Source organism: Wenyingzhuangia sp. IMCC45467, assembly GCF_054111205.1.
On the sequence record NZ_CM134196.1, the window covers coordinates 855,104 to 872,882 of the forward strand.

15 protein-coding genes are annotated in these 17,779 nt (G+C 31.6%); 9 read left to right on the forward strand and 6 right to left on the reverse strand.

All coding sequences use genetic code 11. The features are described from left to right. Window positions 1-7: 7 nt before the first annotated feature. The 5 genes from hemL to hemA form a co-directional block, all read right to left on the reverse strand. A complete protein-coding gene (gene hemL, locus ACXGQT_RS03760) occupies window positions 8-1,297 on the reverse strand; it encodes a glutamate-1-semialdehyde 2,1-aminomutase (RefSeq protein ID WP_457830070.1) in 1,290 nt (429 codons plus the stop codon). An 88-nt stretch (window positions 1,298-1,385) separates the two neighbouring features. Next, window positions 1,386-2,351: a porphobilinogen synthase gene (gene hemB / locus ACXGQT_RS03765; RefSeq protein WP_457830071.1), complete on the reverse strand. Its 966-nt coding sequence runs from the start codon at window positions 2,349-2,351 to the stop codon at window positions 1,386-1,388. Between the two features lie 76 nt (window positions 2,352-2,427). Then, window positions 2,428-3,072, reverse strand: coding sequence for a uroporphyrinogen-III synthase (locus ACXGQT_RS03770; RefSeq protein ID WP_457830072.1), 645 nt, complete (start codon window positions 3,070-3,072; stop codon window positions 2,428-2,430). Between the two features lie 111 nt (window positions 3,073-3,183). Continuing rightward, window positions 3,184-4,104, reverse strand: coding sequence for a hydroxymethylbilane synthase (hemC, locus tag ACXGQT_RS03775; RefSeq protein WP_457830073.1), 921 nt, complete (start codon window positions 4,102-4,104; stop codon window positions 3,184-3,186). Beyond that, window positions 4,101-5,357 (reverse strand): glutamyl-tRNA reductase, encoded by a 1,257-nt coding sequence (gene hemA, locus ACXGQT_RS03780; protein ID WP_457830074.1) that lies wholly within the window; start codon window positions 5,355-5,357, stop codon window positions 4,101-4,103. The genes hemC and hemA overlap by 4 nt, the downstream gene beginning before the upstream one ends. Before the next feature lie 256 nt (window positions 5,358-5,613). On the opposite strand from hemA, the gene ACXGQT_RS03785 reads away from it, so the two are divergent. The 4 genes from ACXGQT_RS03785 to ACXGQT_RS03800 are packed head-to-tail and all read left to right on the forward strand — an operon-like array spanning window position 5,614 to window position 8,612. Beyond that, on the forward strand, window positions 5,614-6,519 hold the full coding sequence (locus tag ACXGQT_RS03785; protein WP_457830075.1) for a helix-turn-helix domain-containing protein: 906 nt from the start codon (window positions 5,614-5,616) through the stop codon (window positions 6,517-6,519). Next, complete coding sequence (locus ACXGQT_RS03790; RefSeq protein WP_457830076.1) at window positions 6,519-7,040, forward strand: TrmH family RNA methyltransferase; 522 nt, start codon at window positions 6,519-6,521, stop codon at window positions 7,038-7,040. Before ACXGQT_RS03785 ends, ACXGQT_RS03790 begins: the two co-directional genes overlap by 1 nt. Continuing rightward, window positions 7,040-8,056: a ferrochelatase gene (gene hemH / locus ACXGQT_RS03795; protein ID WP_457830077.1), complete on the forward strand. Its 1,017-nt coding sequence runs from the start codon at window positions 7,040-7,042 to the stop codon at window positions 8,054-8,056. Before ACXGQT_RS03790 ends, hemH begins: the two co-directional genes overlap by 1 nt. A 4-nt stretch (window positions 8,057-8,060) precedes the next feature. Continuing rightward, entirely contained in the window at window positions 8,061-8,612 is a 552-nt protein-coding gene (locus ACXGQT_RS03800) for a CopD family protein (protein ID WP_457830078.1), read from the forward strand. A gap of 31 nt (window positions 8,613-8,643) precedes the next feature. Here ACXGQT_RS03800 and ACXGQT_RS03805 read toward each other — a convergent pair whose 3' ends face one another. Continuing rightward, the gene (locus ACXGQT_RS03805) at window positions 8,644-9,777 is read right to left on the reverse strand and encodes a glycosyltransferase family 2 protein (RefSeq protein ID WP_457830079.1); all 1,134 of its coding nucleotides are present in this window, start codon (window positions 9,775-9,777) and stop codon (window positions 8,644-8,646) included. 512 nt (window positions 9,778-10,289) lie between these two features. Between ACXGQT_RS03805 and ACXGQT_RS03810 the strand changes: the two genes are divergently transcribed. From ACXGQT_RS03810 to ACXGQT_RS03830, 5 genes are all read left to right on the forward strand, one after another. After that, on the forward strand, window positions 10,290-11,330 hold the full coding sequence (locus tag ACXGQT_RS03810; protein WP_457830797.1) for a GntR family transcriptional regulator: 1,041 nt from the start codon (window positions 10,290-10,292) through the stop codon (window positions 11,328-11,330). A gap of 146 nt (window positions 11,331-11,476) precedes the next feature. Further along, window positions 11,477-13,582 carry a bifunctional aldolase/short-chain dehydrogenase gene (locus ACXGQT_RS03815; RefSeq protein WP_457830080.1) on the forward strand — a complete coding sequence of 702 codons (2,106 nt, stop codon included), beginning with the start codon at window positions 11,477-11,479 and terminating at the stop codon, window positions 13,580-13,582. A gap of 68 nt (window positions 13,583-13,650) precedes the next feature. Then, a complete protein-coding gene (locus ACXGQT_RS03820) occupies window positions 13,651-14,931 on the forward strand; it encodes a sugar isomerase (protein WP_457830081.1) in 1,281 nt (426 codons plus the stop codon). Window positions 14,932-14,940: 9 nt separating this feature from the next. After that, complete coding sequence (locus ACXGQT_RS03825; RefSeq protein WP_457830082.1) at window positions 14,941-16,317, forward strand: FGGY-family carbohydrate kinase; 1,377 nt, start codon at window positions 14,941-14,943, stop codon at window positions 16,315-16,317. A 28-nt stretch (window positions 16,318-16,345) separates the two neighbouring features. After that, a complete protein-coding gene (locus ACXGQT_RS03830) occupies window positions 16,346-17,758 on the forward strand; it encodes a purine-cytosine permease family protein (RefSeq protein ID WP_457830083.1) in 1,413 nt (470 codons plus the stop codon). Window positions 17,759-17,779: the final 21 nt, after the last annotated feature.

Consider the following 17,779-nt stretch of genomic DNA (forward strand, 5'->3'; position numbering starts at 1 on the left):
AATCCTTTTACTTTTCTCCTACTACTTTCATAGAAGCATCAATTGCAGTCTCCAACTTTTTTAATTCCTTCATGGTAATGGTAGTTGATAAAAACCAAGCTTCGAACTGACTTGGTGGTAAAAACACACCGTTTTCTATCATTGCCCAAAAGAACTTTGCAAACTTATCGGTATCCGATGTTTGTGCATCAGCAAAATTGGTCACTTCTTTATTGATAAAAAATGGATTGATCATAGATCCAAATCTATTCACTTTTAAATCTACTCCATATTTTTTAGCAGAAGACAATAATACTTCCTCTAACTTTTCTGCAACAGTATTAAACTTTTCATATGGATTTTGATTTTTCAACTCCGTTAAAGTTGAAATTCCTGCTGCCATCGCAATCGGGTTTCCTGATAAAGTTCCTGCTTGGTACATGCCTCCTAATGGGGCTACATTTTCCATAATTTCGTTACGAGCTCCGTAGGCTCCTACAGGGAAACCACCTCCTATTACTTTTCCTAAACAAGTAATATCTGCTTCTACTCCTACTAATTCTTGTGCTCCACCAAATTTAGAACGGAAACCTGTCATTACCTCATCACAAATCAGGAGCACACCGTGCTCTTTTGTTATTTTTCGTAGCCCTTGTATAAATTCTTGAGTAGGTTGTACTACTCCCATGTTTCCTGTTACAGGCTCTAAAATTACCCCAGCAATATCATCATGCTTATCAAAATGAGCTTTTACACTTTCTAAATTATTATACTCAGCAATCAACGTATTTTCTACAGATTGTGCAGGCACCCCTTTTGAACCTGGTAAACTTAAGGTTGCCAAACCAGAACCCGCTGCTACCAACATGGCATCCATGTGCCCGTGATAACATCCTGAAAACTTAATGATTTTATCTTTTCCTGTATGCGCTCTTGCCAAACGAATAGCACTTAACACAGCCTCTGTACCAGAATTTACAAAACGAACTTTATCCATTCCTGGAAAAGCTTCGCAAACTATTTTTGCTAACTTAATTTCAGCATTGGTAGAAGCTCCAAATGAAGTTCCTTTTTTTATAGCTTTAGTAACTGCTTTTTCTACCTTTTTGTTTCTATGCCCCAAAATCATAGGTCCGTAAGACAATACTAAATCTATGTATTTGTTTCCATCTACATCTTTAATATAAGCTCCTTTGGCTTTGTCTATAAACAAAGGATTTCCACCAACCGATGCAAATGCTCTAACAGGAGAGTTTACAGCTCCTACTAAGTTTTCACATCCTTTTTTGTATAGTTTTTCTGAATTGTTAAAGTTCATTTTATGTAATGTATAATGATTTAAGGTAAAAGGTAAAAAGATATTTATGGTTGTTAAAACTAAAAACCACCTTAATCTTAAAATCCTTTTACTTTTTACTTAATATTTTAGCTACTTCCTTGGCAAAATAGGTAATGATGATATTTGCTCCGGCTCTTTTCATAGACAATAGAGATTCCATCATGACACGCTCTCCATCAATCCAACCTTTTTCTGCTGCTGCTTTTACCATGGCATATTCTCCACTTACATTATAACATGCTATAGGTCTGTCAAAATCTTCTTTTAAATCTCTAATAATATCTAAATAAGAAAGTGCTGGTTTTACCATTAAAACATCTGCTCCTTCTTCATCATCAAAAGACGCTTCTCTGTGTCCTTCTAACCTGTTAGATGGATCCATTTGATAAGTTCTTCTATCTCCAAAAGACGGTGTAGAATCTGCCGCTTCTCTAAAAGGCCCATAAAATGCTGATGCATATTTCACAGAGTATCCCATAATTGGAATGTTTGGAAAACCTGAATTGTCTAAGGCTTCTCTCATGGCAGCAATAGTTCCATCCATCATTCCTGATGGAGCTACCATATCTACCCCTGCTTTGGCATGAGAAATAGTTTGTTTGGCAATGTTTACCAAAGTAGCATCGTTGTCAACATCATGATCGTGAATAATTCCACAATGTCCGTGACTGGTATATTCACAAAAACAAACATCTGTAATCACATACAAACTAGGATAGTTCTTTTTAATAAAACGAACCGCTTGTTGCATAATTCCGTTATCATTCCACGTTTCTGTACCTTCATCATCTTTTTCTGATGGAATTCCGAATAACAAAACAGCAGGTATATTTAAAGAAACTACCTCATCCAATTCTTTAGAAATGGTATCTAATGAAAAACGAAAAATACCTGGCATAGAACTAATTTCTTTTTCTATGTTTTCCCCTTCTTCAATAAATAAAGGATACACCAAATCATCAACCGTTAACTGATTTTCTCTAACCAATCTTCTGATTCCTTCTGTTTTTCTTAACCTTCTTGTTCTGTTCATTTCTTAGTAGTTAGTACATAGTCCTTTGTTTCTATGTAATTTATTACTCTTAGTACTCTGTGCTTAATACTTTGTACTATATTATCTCTTTTAATTTTTCTATGACAGATTCTACCGTAGTTTCCTCTGCCATATATACTTGTTCAAAACTATTTAATGCTTCGGTTGCTGTGGTTACTCCTATGCAAATAGCAATGGTATTGCAATTGTTTTTTGCTTTTACAAAACTACTAACCCCACTTGGGCTATAAAACAAAACAGCATTAAAGTTTTCATCAAAAGTATGTTCACTAAATTCTGTTTTGTAAACTATGTATTCAGTTACCAATACTCCATTTTCTGCCATTACATTAGGCAAATCATTATTGCGAAGATTTCCACAATAAAAATGAATGTCTTCTATTTTTTTAGCAACTAAAATCTCTGCTAATGCTAAAGCATTGCTTGAAACATCTTGTACTTGAACTCCAAAACTTTCTAATAAAGACTTTGTTTTTAAACCAACACAATATACGTTTTGAAAATGTTCAACTTTATTTTTGTTTTTCTCAAACACAGACTTTACCGCATTAGCACTAGTAAAAACCGCATGTAAGATACATTCATCTACTTTAAAGTTTTCTCCAAAAGAAATAGAAATCATCGCTTTCTCTACAACTGAAAAACCGGATAGCAATTCTTTTTGACTAGGGGTTAATATTTTGGTTGATAGAATTTTCATTTGTTATTTAAACTCACTTCTCGATACAATTTTTCGTACCTCAAAATCACTCGAAGTGACAAAACTACTTGGATTCAATATTTCTTAATACTTTGTACTCATTACTGAATACTACTTTTTAATCACTTTTTTAATTTCTTTCATCAACACATCACCTCCATTGGCTAAAATTTCTTGAGCACATTGCTTTCCTAAATCTTTAGCATCTTTTAAATCTGCTATTCTAAAAACGCCTTTTTGCTCTTTTCCATCAATAGCACTTAACAAACCTTTAAAGGTAACTTTATCTGCAACAATTTCGGCATTTCCTCCGATAGGTGCAGTACAACCACCTTCTAAAGTTCTCATAAAATCACGTTCTATACCTACACAAAGTGCGGTTTCTTCATGATGGATTTTAGCACATGCCTCTAAAACTTCTGAATCGTTTTCTAAAGCAGTAATCATGATCGCTCCTTGTGCAGGTGCAGGAATCATCCAATCTAGCACCACATGATTTTCTGGCAACAAATTAATACGTTCTAAACCTGCTTTGGCAAAAATAGCTCCGTTCCAAGGATTATCTTCTAACTTTTGTAAACGAGTGTTTACATTACCTCGTAAATCTGTTAAATTGTGAGTAGGATATTTGTGCAACCACTGTGCTGTTCTACGCAAACTACCTGTAGCAATGGTAGCTTCATCAGCAATCAACTCTTCTTCTGTTCCTTTGTAAACAACAACATCATGTACATCGGCACGTTCTAAAACAGCAGCTTGTACAATGGTTTCTGGTAATTGTGTAGGAACATCTTTTAAAGAATGAACAGCAATATCAATCTGTCCTCGTAGCATGGCAACATCTAAAGTTTTGGTAAAAACCCCCATGCTCCCAATTTGATGTAAAGGAATATCTAAAATTTCATCACCTATAGATGATAGTTCAACAATTTCTGTTTTGTAACCTAATGCTTGAAGTTTACCTTGTACTAAATGAGCTTGCCATAAAGCCAATTCACTATTTCTTGTACCTATTCTAATAACTTTACTCATTCTTGAGTTTCTAATGAAGTATTAAATATTTTACTAACCACCTCTATACTTTGATTAACAGATGTATTCTCATCTTTTAAATGTTTAACAAACTGTGTGGTTATTTTCTGAATAATTCTAGAGGTAATGATTTCTGCATGTTCTTCATTAAACCCATCTAAACGTTTTTTGTGTAAATCTAATTCATCATGCTGAATAGCCATTAAAGACTCTTTTAAAGCAGCGACTGCCGGAGTAAACTTTCTATGCATTACCCACTCATTAAAATCTTGCTTATGTTTATCAATAATAAGCATTGCCTTAGGAATTTCTGCAGTACGTTTAGCTAAAGTTTTGTCTGTAATTTTAGATAATTGATCTACATTTACCAACGTAATATTCTCAAAAGATTTTAAAGATTTATCTACATTCTCTGGCATAGACAAATCTAAAATCAATAAATTTTTATCTTTTTTGATGTGTTTGGTTGTAATGGTAGGCATATCAGAACCTGTAGAAACAATTAACACATCTGCATCATCAATTTCAACATCTAAATTTTCAAAAGTATTGATCGCTATATTTTGATGTACCTCTGAAAACTCAATCGCCTTAGCGTGTGTTCTATTGATTAAATGAATGTTATTGTTCTCTGTATATTCCAATAAATTCTTACAGGCATTTTTACCAATTTCTCCCAAACCATAAACCAACACTCTTTTAGAATTGTAGTTTTCTACATTATCTATTACATATTGTGTTGCTGCATAGGCTACAGAAGTAGTACCAGAACTTAATTCTGTTTGGTTTTTAACCTCTTTACTTGCCTGCAATACAGAATTCATCAATCTTTCTAAATAAGTATTAATGGTTCCGTATTTTTGTGCTATTTGATAAGCTTGTTTTAACTGCCCTACAATTTCGTAGTCTCCTAAAATTTGACTTTCTAGACCAGTTCCTATCTTAAATAAATGCTGAATAGCTTCTGATGACTTATAAATATTAGAATATTTTACAAAATCTTCTACTGTACCATTAGAGTGTTCGCACAGCAAACTTATCAATTCAAAGGGGTGTTTTGCAAACCCTGTAATTTCTGTTCTATTACAAGTAGAAACTACCATTACTCCATCAATACCTTTAGACTTAGCATCTTTTAGTAAATCTATTTGCTTTTGCTTAGACAAACTAAAAGCACTACGTGTCTCCACATCTGCCTTTTTATAACTAAGCCCTACATTATAAAGTTTAGTTCCTATTTGTTCAGTTCTCATATGTTTGCATACCATAAGTATCGACAAAAGTACCACCAATATTCCTTTAAAAACATCGACAAAAGAACTAATAACAACTCAATAAGGTACTCTCCCTAATTTAAAACACATCTAAATAACCAGAACCATAAGTTTTATTGATGTTTAGATAGTAAAAAAATATGATATTCATCATAAAAACATTATTTATAATCACTTATTTTGCGATAATTAATTTAATTTTGCCACATACATCAATAAAAATAGCGATAAAAAGATGATACATTTTGATCCCACAAAATATAAAAACATCGACAAAAGTACTAAGATACTTATAGATGAAAAACACTTATTTTCGTTATTAATTCTAGACAACTATCAATCTGAAAAACAATACTATAGATTTGAAACTGAGCGAAACTACATTCAGTTATTCTTTAATTTAAAAAACACTTCTAAGGTTGCTTTTAATATGGAGCACTGTGCTGTGGAATTGCAAAAAAATGAATCTAGCATGGTATATTTTAAGGATGATAAAATGAATATTTTGTTTGAGATGGGAGAAGAATCTCAAATGATAGTCATGCTTGTGCCTGTACAATATTTTCATTCTTTATTTAGTGATGAAAACAACTACTTATTAAACTATAATAATTTTGTTGTAGGAAAACCTATTATTGAAACCAAAACCACTACTCCTTCTCAACAAGTAGTATTACATCAAATTATTAGTAAACAAGATAATTCTCCATTAGGAAACTTATTTTTAAAAGCAAAAGTGTTTGAATTGTTTAGTCTTTATTTTAGCAATGTTGAGGATAACAACAATGAAAATTGTCCTTTTATGGCCAACGAAGACACACTAAGTCAGCTAAAAAAAGTAAAAGACATTATTATAGAAAATATGGCCGATCCTCCATCATTAGAAGAATTATCTAAATCGGTAGGCTTAAATATTAAAAAATTAAAACAAGGATTTAAAGAAGTTTATGGAGCTCCTGTTTTTACATTTTTACTAAACTATAAATTAGAGTTTGCTAAAAAACTATTAACAGAAAATCAGCTAAACGTAAACGAAATTGGAAATAAGGTTGGCTACAGCAATTCTAGTCATTTTATTGCTGCTTTTAAAAGAAAGTTTGGCATTACACCTAAACAATTTACCAAACAAAACAATGCTTAATGGAACAGTTAGACCACAGTAAAACTGTAAATAATTTTATTGATTTTCCGTTAATTGTGATTGGAGAAGAATTAAGAACTCCTCAAAATGTAGGAATGGGCTTAAGAGTTTCTGAAGCTTTTGGAGTAAAAACATTTTACTTAAATGACAACTCTCCTAACACAGATAACAGGTTAGTACAACGAACAGCTAGAAATACTGAAAAAAATATTGAGATTATTAGTTATCATGATATCATCTCATTAATCACCTCTTTAAAAAAAGATGGTTATACTATTATAGCTTTAGAGATAACTAACCAAAGCAAAAATATTCATCAATACAATTTTAGTACACATAAAAAAATAGCTTTGTTAATTGGTTCTGAGAGATTTGGGATTAACCAAGAAGCTTTAAATCTTTGTAACGAAAGCATATATATCCCTATGTATGGAAAAAACTCTTCTATGAACGTAATTAACAGTCTTAGTGTAAGCTTGTACGAAATAACAAAGCAACTAACAACAAATAATCATTTATAATGAAAGGAATATTAATTGTAAACTTAGGTTCCCCAAACAGCACATCTGTAAAAGATGTGAAAAATTATTTAGATGAATTTTTAATGGATGAACGTGTGATTGATGTTCCCTACCTAACTAGATGCTTGTTAGTTAAAGGAATTATTTTAAACACCAGACCAAAACAATCTGCCAAAGCATATAGTAAAGTTTGGACAAAAGAAGGGTCTCCTTTAATTGTGATTTCCGAAAATTTCACTAACAAAGTAAAAAAACAAGTAGAAGCACCTGTAGCTTTGGCTATGCGATACGGAACCCCCTCTATAGAAACTGGAATTACTGAATTAGCAGACCAAGGAGTAACTGATATTTTATTAGTACCCATGTATCCACAATTTGCCATGGCTACTACTGAAACTATTGTAGTGTTAGCAGAAAAAATTATAAGAGACAAATTCCCAAACATCAATCTAAGTTCTTTACCTGCTTTTTATAACAAACAGGATTATATTGATGTTTTATCTAAAAGTATTCAAGAAACTTTGGAAAAAGAAGAATATGATCATCTGTTATTTTCTTATCATGGAGTACCAGAAAGACATATTAAAAATTCTGATGTTACCGGAAAACACTGTCAATTAAATGGAGAATGTTGTAACACCAAATCTGAAGCACATGAGTTTTGTTATAGACATCAATGTTATGCTACGACTCAAGGAGTTGTAAAAAAACTAAATTTAAAACCTGGATTTTACAGTACTTCTTTCCAATCTAGACTAGGAAAAGATCCATGGCTACAACCCTACACGGATGTAACCATAAATGATAGAGCTCAAAACGGAATAAAAAAATTAGCTGTTGTAACTCCTGCATTTGTGGCAGATTGTTTAGAAACTATAGAGGAAATTGGCATGGAAGCCAAGCATGAGTTTGAAGAAAATACCGGAGAAAAATTCACCACCATTCCTTGTTTAAATGATAGAGATGACTGGGTTAAAATAGTTAGTAATTGGTTAAATGAATGGCTAAACAACTAAAACGATGGAATATTTATACGTAAAATCTTTACATATTATTTTTGTAGTTACATGGTTTGCCGGTTTGTTCTACATGGTTCGTCTTTTTATTTATCATACAGAAGCAGAAGAAAAGGAAGAACCCGCTAGATTCATTTTACAAAAACAATACAAATTAATGGAAAAAAGATTATGGCTAATTATCACATGGCCTTCCGCTATTTTAGCAAGTCTTTTTGCCTTTTACTTACTGTATTTATTACCTCATTATTTAGAACAACCATGGATGTGGGTAAAATTATCTTTTGTTTTTGCTTTATATTTTTACCATTTTATTTGTCATAGAATATACAAACAACTACAAAACAACATTTGTAAATACAGTACCATGCAATTACGTTTATGGAACGAAGTAGCTACTATTATTTTATTTGCTATTGTATTTTTAGTGGTATTAAAAAACGCCATAGGATGGATATGGGGAGTGATAGGCATTCTACTATTTTCTGTTACTTTAATGATGATGGTAAAACTATACAAAAGACTTAGAACCAAAAAAGATTGGGATAAAAAATAACTAGAAACGATTATGATTTCATAGTCGTTTTTTAGTTTAAAAATATTACCTCACCCCTACCATCAACAGTATTACTACCAATTAAAAAATTGGTCTTCATTGGTAATATTTTAAACAAAACCTCATTAAACCTATGAGTCCCTATTTGATTGATAATTTCCTGATAAGACAACACCCCTTCCTCAAACCATACCTCCTCAATTTCATATTCCCTAATATACTCTTCTAACTTTATCAGTTCTTGAGCAAGCACCTGAATAATCTCTTTCTGTAACTGTAAATTAGAAGTCACATCTCTATCTCCTACAAAGAGAATTTTTGTAGTATCATTTGTTAAAATTGGAGCATTACTGAGTTTAAAATATTTTATTAAAAAAATCAATTTTATTCCTATTTTCATCAAAAAATGATCAAAACCAGTTAATCTAAAATGTTTGGCATAAAATATATTCATCGCACCATAAAAATGTCTTAAATACCTTACATCTTTACGAGTACTTTCTCCTTTATAATGTATTACTACAGATTTTCCATTATAATAATTAGTATATCCTGCTTGTGTTAATTTATAGCTTAAATCTATATCTTCACCATACATAAAATAGTCCTCATCAAAACCACCAACCTCTATGTAACGTTTTTTTTTCATCAACATAAAAGCCCCTACCAAAACTTCAACTTTACCTATACCATCTTTAGTTAAATAACTAGAATAATATCCACTATGATTAGAACCAATCATTCTCTCAAAAGAAGTTTTGGGTCTTGGTAATCCTCTTTTACTTTCTGGTAAAAAACTCCCAGTACCATCAATAAGTCTAACACCTAAAGCACCTAAATCTTCTTGATCATCTGCAAAAGGTAAAATTTCATTAAAAAGCTGCTCTCCAACGACTGTATCTGGATTTAAAATTAACACATATTCTCCTTTAGCCACAGCTACTCCTTGATTGTTAGCTTTAGAAAACCCAACATTTTCTGAATTTTCAATTAAAACAACTTCCGGAAAAAGTTCCTTTATCATTTGACAACTACTGTCTTTAGATACATTATCTACAACTATAATTTCCCCATCAATATTCCTTAAAGCCTTTTGCACACTATACAAACACAACTCTAAAAAATAACGAACATTATAATTTACAACAACTACAGATACCTTCATTAATTCTTATTAGATTTTTAAAAACCTTATTTCCGTCGAAGATAAAAAATATATTGACTTTATTTTTAATTAAGAACAAAACAAAAAGCCTTTCAATCTCTTGAAAGGCCTTTGTGTAAAAAAAATACTTAATCACTATACTAAACTAAAAAATATAGACATTTTTATCATGAAACCCATAACTAAATGAGCTTAAAAAACAAATAACAAACTCGATTCTAAGGTCAACATCATTATTTATTATTGTAAAAATATCTATTAGTTAACAAAGAACTATCCTGCCCTGACCCGACTCTAGAAATAAAACAAATATTACTTACTTGTTTTGACTACGATTAATATTTTGTTTTAATGTTTAATTTAACTTCCTTTGCCATTGCTAAATAAACAATATTTAATCGTAATTTTTATCTATTTATTAGTTATTAAATGATATATATTTTGTTTATTTAAATAATCAACATTTCTTTATTTTAAGCATCTTTTAACCAAACACAACTACTACAATGGGGATGACAAAATTTATTACCATTGATGAAAATTCAAGGGTCCCAAAATACCAGCAAATAGTAGATTCTATTATTCATAATATATCTATTGGAAACTTTGTAATGGATCAGAAAATTCCATCTATAAATATGTTTAGTGAAGAGTTTTATTTATCTAGAGATACGGTAGAAAAAGCTTATAGTATTTTAAAACAACGCAACATTATCTCTTCTATTAGAGGTAAAGGTTATTATATTACAAGAACCAAGTTAATATCAAAAGTTAATATCCTATTTCTTGTAAACAAACTAAGCACATATAAAACTAGAATTTACGATTCGTTTATAAATGCCATTGGAGCTAACTCCCATGTGGACATTCATGTTTATCATTGTGATGAATCTGTATTTTTAAGCCTCTTAAACAAATATAAATCTAGTTATGATTATTATGTAATCATGCCACATTTTAAAACTGATAATTTAAGACATATTAGTTTTACAGATGAGGTTTTTAATGCCATTCAAAAAATCCCAAAAGAAAAATTGGTGGTTCTAGATAATACCAAGCTTGGAGCAGATGGAGATATTATAGAAGTTTATCAAGATTTTGAAAATGATATATACGAAGCCCTAAACAAGGGAATCAACAAAATTACAAAATACGAGCATCTGGTACTTGTATATCCTTCAAAATCTGTATACCCATATCCAAAAAGAATTTTACACGGATTTAGACGATTTTGTGTAGAAAATAAATTAAACTTTGAAATTCTTGATGAAGTTTATGATGATATGATTTTAAAAAGAGGAGATTTATTCATCACTATTGAAGAGTCTGATTTGGTTAAGCTCATCAAACAAATTAGAGAAGATGAATATGTTTTGGGTAGCGACATTGGAATTATTTCTTATAACGAAACCCCTCTAAAAGAACTACTTGGCATTACTGTTATGTCTACAGATTTTAGAATCATGGGAGAAACAGCAGCCAAAATGATTTTAAACAAAGAAAAAGGAAAAGTAAAAATTCCATTTAATTTTATTGACAGAAAGTCTATCTAAAAAAAATAAATTAATCAATTTATTGTATCTTACATTGTTAATTTTTTAAAATTATTTTAATTTCATCAGTACAGTACAGGATAGAATCCCTCTGTTCATAGCTTACTTTTGGAGTATTACATAATATAATTACATCAAAATTAAAAATGGAAAATCAGACTAAAAACTTCAAGTACGTTGACTATCTGTGGGACAATGAAAAAGCGGAAGCTTTAGGAGATGATCAAGTATCATTATTCTTATACCGTTCTAATATCTTAGGGGCAGACTTAAGAATTACCAACTATGGAGGTGGAAACACTAGTTGTAAAACAATTGAAACAGATCCTTTAACTAACGAAGAAGTTGAGGTTATGTGGGTAAAAGGTTCTGGAGGAGACATCGGAACTTTAGACAGAGCAGGAATTGCTGGTTTATACACAAAAAGATTAAGAGATTTAAAAAATGTATATGGTGGAATGGCAGACGAAGACCGTATGGTTGGGTTGTTTGACCACTGTATTTACGATTTAGATAGTAAAGCACCATCTATTGATACACCTTTACATGGTTTATTACCATTTGCACATATAGATCACTTACACCCTGATGCTTTAATTGCTGTTGCTGCTGCTAAAGACAGTGAAAAAGTAACCAAAGAAATTTGGGGTGATACTATGGGATGGGTGCCTTGGCAACGTCCTGGATTTGATTTAGGTTTACAGTTAGAAAAATGTTTGGCTGACAATCCTGGAATTAGAGGAATCGTTTTAGGTTCTCACGGTTTATTTACTTGGGGAGACACTTCTTACGAATGTTATATGAATAGTTTAGAAGTTATTGAAATGGCTTCTGAATTTATCGAGAAAAAAATAGCTGAAAAAGGTAGCGTTTTTGGTGGTCAAAAAATTGAAAGTTTACCAAAAGAAGAGCGTTACGAAAAAGCAGCTCAAATTATGCCTTTATTAAGAGGTTTATGTTCTTCAGAAAACAGAATGATTGGTCATTTCTCTGACTCTGACGTGGTGATGGAATACATCAACAGTAATGATTTAGAAAGATTAGCTCCTATGGGAACTTCTTGTCCAGATCACTTCTTAAGAACTAAAATTCAACCTTTAGTATTAACATTAGACAAAAACGAAGATTTATCTGATGCTGAGGCAATTTTAAAAAAATTAGAACCAGCATTTGAAGCTTATAGAGCTGAATACGCTGAATACTACAATACTTGTAAAAAAGACAATAGCCCTGCTATTCGTGATGCAAACCCAGTAATTATTATTTACCCAGGAATTGGTATGTTTAGTTTTGCAAAGAACAAACAAACTACACGTGTAGCTAATGAGTTTTACGTAAATGCAATTAACGTAATGCGTGGTGCTGAAGCAATTACTGAGTACACATCTTTACCAAGACAAGAAGCTTTTGATATTGAGTACTGGTTATTAGAAGAAGCTAAATTACAACGTATGCCAAAAGAACAACCATTATCTCGTAAAGTTGCGTTGGTAACTGGTGCAGGTGGTGGAATTGGTAAAGCTATTGCTGATAAATTGGCTGCTGAAGGAGCAAACATTGTATTAACAGACATTAACGAACAAAGTTTAATTGAAGCAAATGCTACTTATAAAAGAGATGTTGCTACTTATGCTATTTGTGATGTAACAAACCCTGATTCTATTGCTTCTGCTTACAAAAAAGCTTGTGTAGAATTTGGAGGAATTGATATTGTTGTTCACAGTGCTGGATTGGCAATTTCTAAAGCTTTAGAAGATACTACTGATAAAGATTGGAATATTTTACAAAGCATTTTAGTAAAAGGTCAGTTTGATTTAGCTAAACAATTCTCTGCAATTACTCGTAAACAAAACTTAGGAGGAGATTATATTTCTATTGCAAGTAAAAACGGATTGGTTGCTGGACCAAACAACGTTGCATACGGAACTGCAAAAGCTGCACAACAACACATGGTGCGTTTATTAGCTGCTGAATTAGCAAAAGATAAAGTACGTGTAAACACAGTGAACCCTGATGGAGTTATTGTTGGTAGTAAAATTTGGGAAGGTGCTTGGGCAGAAGGAAGAGCTAAAGCTAACGGAATAACCGTTGAAGAATTACCTGCTTTCTATGCAAAAAGAAACTTATTAAACGAAATTATTACCCCTGCTGATATTGCAAATGGTGTTTTCTCTTTCGTAGGAGTTTTAGACAAATCTACAGGAAACATTATAAATGTTGATGGAGGTATGGCAAATGCTTTCGTGAGATAATAAAATATTTACTTTACAAACTCCCATAGTCAAAAATTATGGGAGTTTTTTTTCCAAATTTTAAAAAAATGAAAATACAAAACCAACATATTCAAGATGTTAACAAAAACATTCTTGAAGACCACAATGATAACTTTGATTTTTTAGCTAATAAATTGACTAAAAATGGTCACGATGTAAATACTATTTTATCAAAATTAGCTGAATTCCAAGTAGCGATTCCTAGCTGGGCTTTAGGAGCTGGAGGAACTCGTTTTGGACGTTTTGGTTTTTACGGTGAACCAACTACTCTTGAACAAAAAATAGAAGATGTTGGAATTTTACATTCTTTAACACAAACTGCTGGAGCTGTATCTTTACACATTCCATGGGATGTGCCTCAAGACTATAATGCTGTTAGCGAATTGGCTTCTTCGTTAGATATTAAATTTGATGCTGTAAACTCTAACACGTTTCAAGATCAAAAAGATGCTAAAGAATCATACAAATACGGTTCTTTAAGTAACACTAGTAAAGCAATACGTGAACAAGCTATTCAACATAATATTGATGTTATCAATATAGGAAACAAGTTAGGTTCTAAAGCATTAACTGTTTGGTTAGCAGATGGATCTTGTTTTCCTGGTCAAAACAATTTTCAAACAGCTTTTCAAAACACTCAAGATAGTTTAAAATCTATCTACAAAGAAATTCCAGAAGATTGGAAAATGTTAATTGAATACAAACCTTACGAACCAAACTTTTACAGTACGGTTATTCAAGATTGGGGAGCATCATTAATGTTAGCTAATGAGTGTGGAGAAAAAGCCTATACTTTGGTTGATTTAGGTCACCATTTACCAAACAGTAACATAGAGCAAATTGTTTCTATTTTAAGTTTAAAAGGTAAATTAGGAGGTTTTCACTTTAACGATAGTAAATATGGAGATGATGATTTAACTGTTGGAAGTATTAAACCTTATGCTTTGTTCTTAATTTTTAATGAATTGGTATATGGTATGGCTAACAACCCTCAAAATCCAGATTTGGCTTGGATGATTGATGCAAGTCATAACGTAAAAGATCCTTTAGAAGATTTAATTCAATCTTTAGAAGCCATTCAAGAAGCATATGCAAAAGCATTATTAGTAGATCAAGCTGCCTTAAAAGCTGCTCAATTAGACAATGATGTTGTAAAATGTCAAGAAATATTACAAGGAGCTTATAGAACAGATGTTCGTCCTTTAATTGAAAAAGCTAGAGTTAACAGAGGTGGTGCTATTAGTCCAATAAAAGCATACCGTGAGTTAGATGTAAGAAATTATTTAATTAAAGAAAGAGGTAGAAATACAGTAGCAACTGGTCTATAATCTATTTACATGAAACAAAAAGTAACTGCAGTCTTCGACATCGGAAAAACGAATAAAAAATTCTTTCTTTTTGACAAAAAGTACAAAGAGGTTTATAGAGAATATGCTCGTTTTGACGAAATTACTGATGAAGACGGTTATCCTACAGAAAACTTACCTGAATTACAAAAATGGTTGAAAGAATTATTCCATCGTATTTTGGATTCGGAAGAGTACAATGTAAAAGCAATTAATTTTTCAACCTATGGAGCTAGTTTTGTTCATTTAGATGAAAACGGAGAATTATTAACTCCGTTATACAACTATACAAAACCCATGGATGAAGAATTAATTGCTTCATTTTATGAAAAATATGGTCCTGAAGAAGAGTTTACTAGAAAAACAGGATCACCTAATTCTGGAATGTTAAATTCTGGAATGCAATTGTACTGGATTAAACACACCAAACCTGAGATTTACAAAAAGATTAAGTATTCTCTACACTTACCTCAATACATGAGTTATTTGTTTACAGACATTGCTTTGAGCGAATATACTAGTATAGGTTGCCATACAGGTTTGTGGGATTACGAAAAGAAAGATTATCACGAGTGGGTTTACAAAGAAGGAATCAATACAAAGCTACCTCAAATTGTATCTACAGAAACGAGTATTAATATGAATTACAACGGTAAGCGTATTAAAATTGGTGTAGGTATTCACGATAGTTCTTCAGCATTATTACCTTATGTAAGAAGCTCTAAAAAGAAATTTGTTTTGGTATCAACAGGTACATGGAGTGTTTCTTTAAATCCGTTTACACAAACAAACTTAACTAAAGAAGAAATTCTTAGTGGATGTTTAAATTATATGAGAATTAACGGTAAAGCCGTTAAATCAGCTCGTTTGTTATTGGGTAGCGAATATAAATCTCAAGCTCATAAACTAACGGAATTTTATAACGTTCCTCACGACAATCATAAAACAGTTGCATTTAACTACGATATTTATGCTAAGTTGTCAGAAAACTTTTCATATTGTTTTAAATGGAATGTTATAGAAAATAAAAATACTCCAAAAGAAACAACTCTTAAATTTGAAACTTTTGAAGAAGCTTATCATCAATTAATGATAGAACTTGTACTTATTCAAGTAGAAAACATCAAAATAGCTACAGGAGAAGACCCTGATATCAAAAGATTATTTGTAGATGGAGGATTTAGTGATAATGATATTTTTATCAAATTACTATCTCATCATTTTAGAAAGATGAAGTTGAGATCAACCAACTCATCATTAGGATCAGCATTAGGAGCTGCTATTGCTATTTCAGATTCTAAATTAAATTCAAAGTTTTTAAAAACTAATTATTCACTAAAAAAACACGTACCATTTATTATTACGTAATTTTTTAAATAAACATTAAACTATCACAATGAGCCAAACTAATATCTCAGAAGTACAAGAAATTGAAGAAATTGCAGGGGGAGAATTTGAAAGAGAACCTGTTCCCCAGTCCAAATTAAAAGGATGGAAAAGTTTTATAGGGATGTATGCAGGAGAACATGCTGCTGGTACAGAATTTGTAATTGGACCTTTATTTTTAACCACTGGTGTAAGTGCATTTGATTTAATTATTGGTCTTTTGTTAGGAAACCTTTTGGCTGTACTAAGTTGGCGATTTTTAACTGCCGAAGTTGCTGTTAAAAACCGATTGACTTTGTATTATCAATTAGAAAAAATTTGTGGTAAAAAATTAGTAACAGGTTATAATTTAGCCAACGGTGTTTTATTTTGTTTTTTAGCAGGATCTATGATTACTGTTTCTGCAACAGCCGTTGGAATTCCTTTTGATATGGAAATGCCTAAATTAACCGACACCATGCCTAATAGTCTGACATGGGTAATTATTGTATTAGCCATTGGAGCTGTAATATCTCTTATTGCTTCTAAAGGATATGATACGGTAGCTAAAGCAGCTAACTGGATGTCTCCTGTTATTGTTCTTGGTTTTTTAATTAGTGGTATTGTTGCATTAAGTCAATTAGGAGTCTCTAGTTTTTCAGATTTTTGGGCTATTTGGGGAGAAGGTTCTGATCCTTACCCTGGACAAATTAAATATACTTTTTGGCATATTGTTATTTGGTCTTGGTTTGCCAATGGTGCTATGCATATTGGAATGTCTGATTTATCTGTATTTCGTTTTGCTAAAAAAGCAAATGCAGGATGGACAACTGCTGCAGGAATGTATATAGGACATTATATGGCATGGATAGCTGCTTGTTTATTATTTGCTGTTTATTTAAAAACTCCTGAGGCACAAGCTGTGATTGCTACTGGTGCTGCACCGTCTGTTGCTCCAGGACCTATGGCTTATAATGCTATTGGAGTATTTGGAATTTTAGTTGTGGTATTAGCAGGTTGGACAACAGCCAACCCAACTATATATAGAGCTGGATTAGCTTTCCAAGCTATTATGCCTAAACTTTCTACTTTTTGGGTAACAATTATTGCTGGTACAGTTGCTACAATTGCTGGATTATTCCCTGCATTTGCAATGAAATTATTAGATTTTGTAGCTTTCTATGGGTTTGTTTTAGCACCGGTTGGAGCAGTCATTGTTTTTGAACATTTCTTTGCAGAGAAATTTGGAATTACTAAAAATTATGCAGAAGTAGCTGGAATAAAATTCAACAAATCAATATTATTTGCTTGGGCAATTAGCTTTGGTCTGTTTTACTTTATCTCTATAAAATTTGATGTATTTTTATCATTTGTTACTTTACCAACTTGGATTTTATGTGGTATTTTATTCTTAGTATTTAGTAAAATATTTCAGAAAAAATAATAAGTATATTGAAGTTTAAAA

Excerpts from the sequence above, each read along its gene's own strand:
- hemA (WP_457830074.1), bottom strand. The coding sequence starts at position 5,357 with ATGAGAACTGAACAAATAGGAACTAAACTTTATAATGTAGGGCTTAGT.
- ACXGQT_RS03790 (WP_457830076.1), top strand. The coding sequence starts at position 6,519 with ATGGAACAGTTAGACCACAGTAAAACTGTAAATAATTTTATTGATTTT.
- hemB (WP_457830071.1), bottom strand. The coding sequence starts at position 2,351 with ATGAACAGAACAAGAAGGTTAAGAAAAACAGAAGGAATCAGAAGATTG.
- ACXGQT_RS03830 (WP_457830083.1), top strand. The coding sequence starts at position 16,346 with ATGAGCCAAACTAATATCTCAGAAGTACAAGAAATTGAAGAAATTGCA.
- hemC (WP_457830073.1), bottom strand. The coding sequence starts at position 4,104 with ATGAGTAAAGTTATTAGAATAGGTACAAGAAATAGTGAATTGGCTTTA.
- ACXGQT_RS03805 (WP_457830079.1), bottom strand. The coding sequence starts at position 9,777 with ATGAAGGTATCTGTAGTTGTTGTAAATTATAATGTTCGTTATTTTTTA.
- ACXGQT_RS03800 (WP_457830078.1), top strand. The coding sequence starts at position 8,061 with ATGGAATATTTATACGTAAAATCTTTACATATTATTTTTGTAGTTACA.
- ACXGQT_RS03815 (WP_457830080.1), top strand. The coding sequence starts at position 11,477 with ATGGAAAATCAGACTAAAAACTTCAAGTACGTTGACTATCTGTGGGAC.
- ACXGQT_RS03825 (WP_457830082.1), top strand. The coding sequence starts at position 14,941 with ATGAAACAAAAAGTAACTGCAGTCTTCGACATCGGAAAAACGAATAAA.
- ACXGQT_RS03770 (WP_457830072.1), bottom strand. The coding sequence starts at position 3,072 with ATGAAAATTCTATCAACCAAAATATTAACCCCTAGTCAAAAAGAATTG.
- ACXGQT_RS03785 (WP_457830075.1), top strand. The coding sequence starts at position 5,614 with ATGATACATTTTGATCCCACAAAATATAAAAACATCGACAAAAGTACT.
- hemH (WP_457830077.1), top strand. The coding sequence starts at position 7,040 with ATGAAAGGAATATTAATTGTAAACTTAGGTTCCCCAAACAGCACATCT.
- ACXGQT_RS03810 (WP_457830797.1), top strand. The coding sequence starts at position 10,290 with ATGACAAAATTTATTACCATTGATGAAAATTCAAGGGTCCCAAAATAC.
- ACXGQT_RS03820 (WP_457830081.1), top strand. The coding sequence starts at position 13,651 with ATGAAAATACAAAACCAACATATTCAAGATGTTAACAAAAACATTCTT.
- hemL (WP_457830070.1), bottom strand. The coding sequence starts at position 1,297 with ATGAACTTTAACAATTCAGAAAAACTATACAAAAAAGGATGTGAAAAC.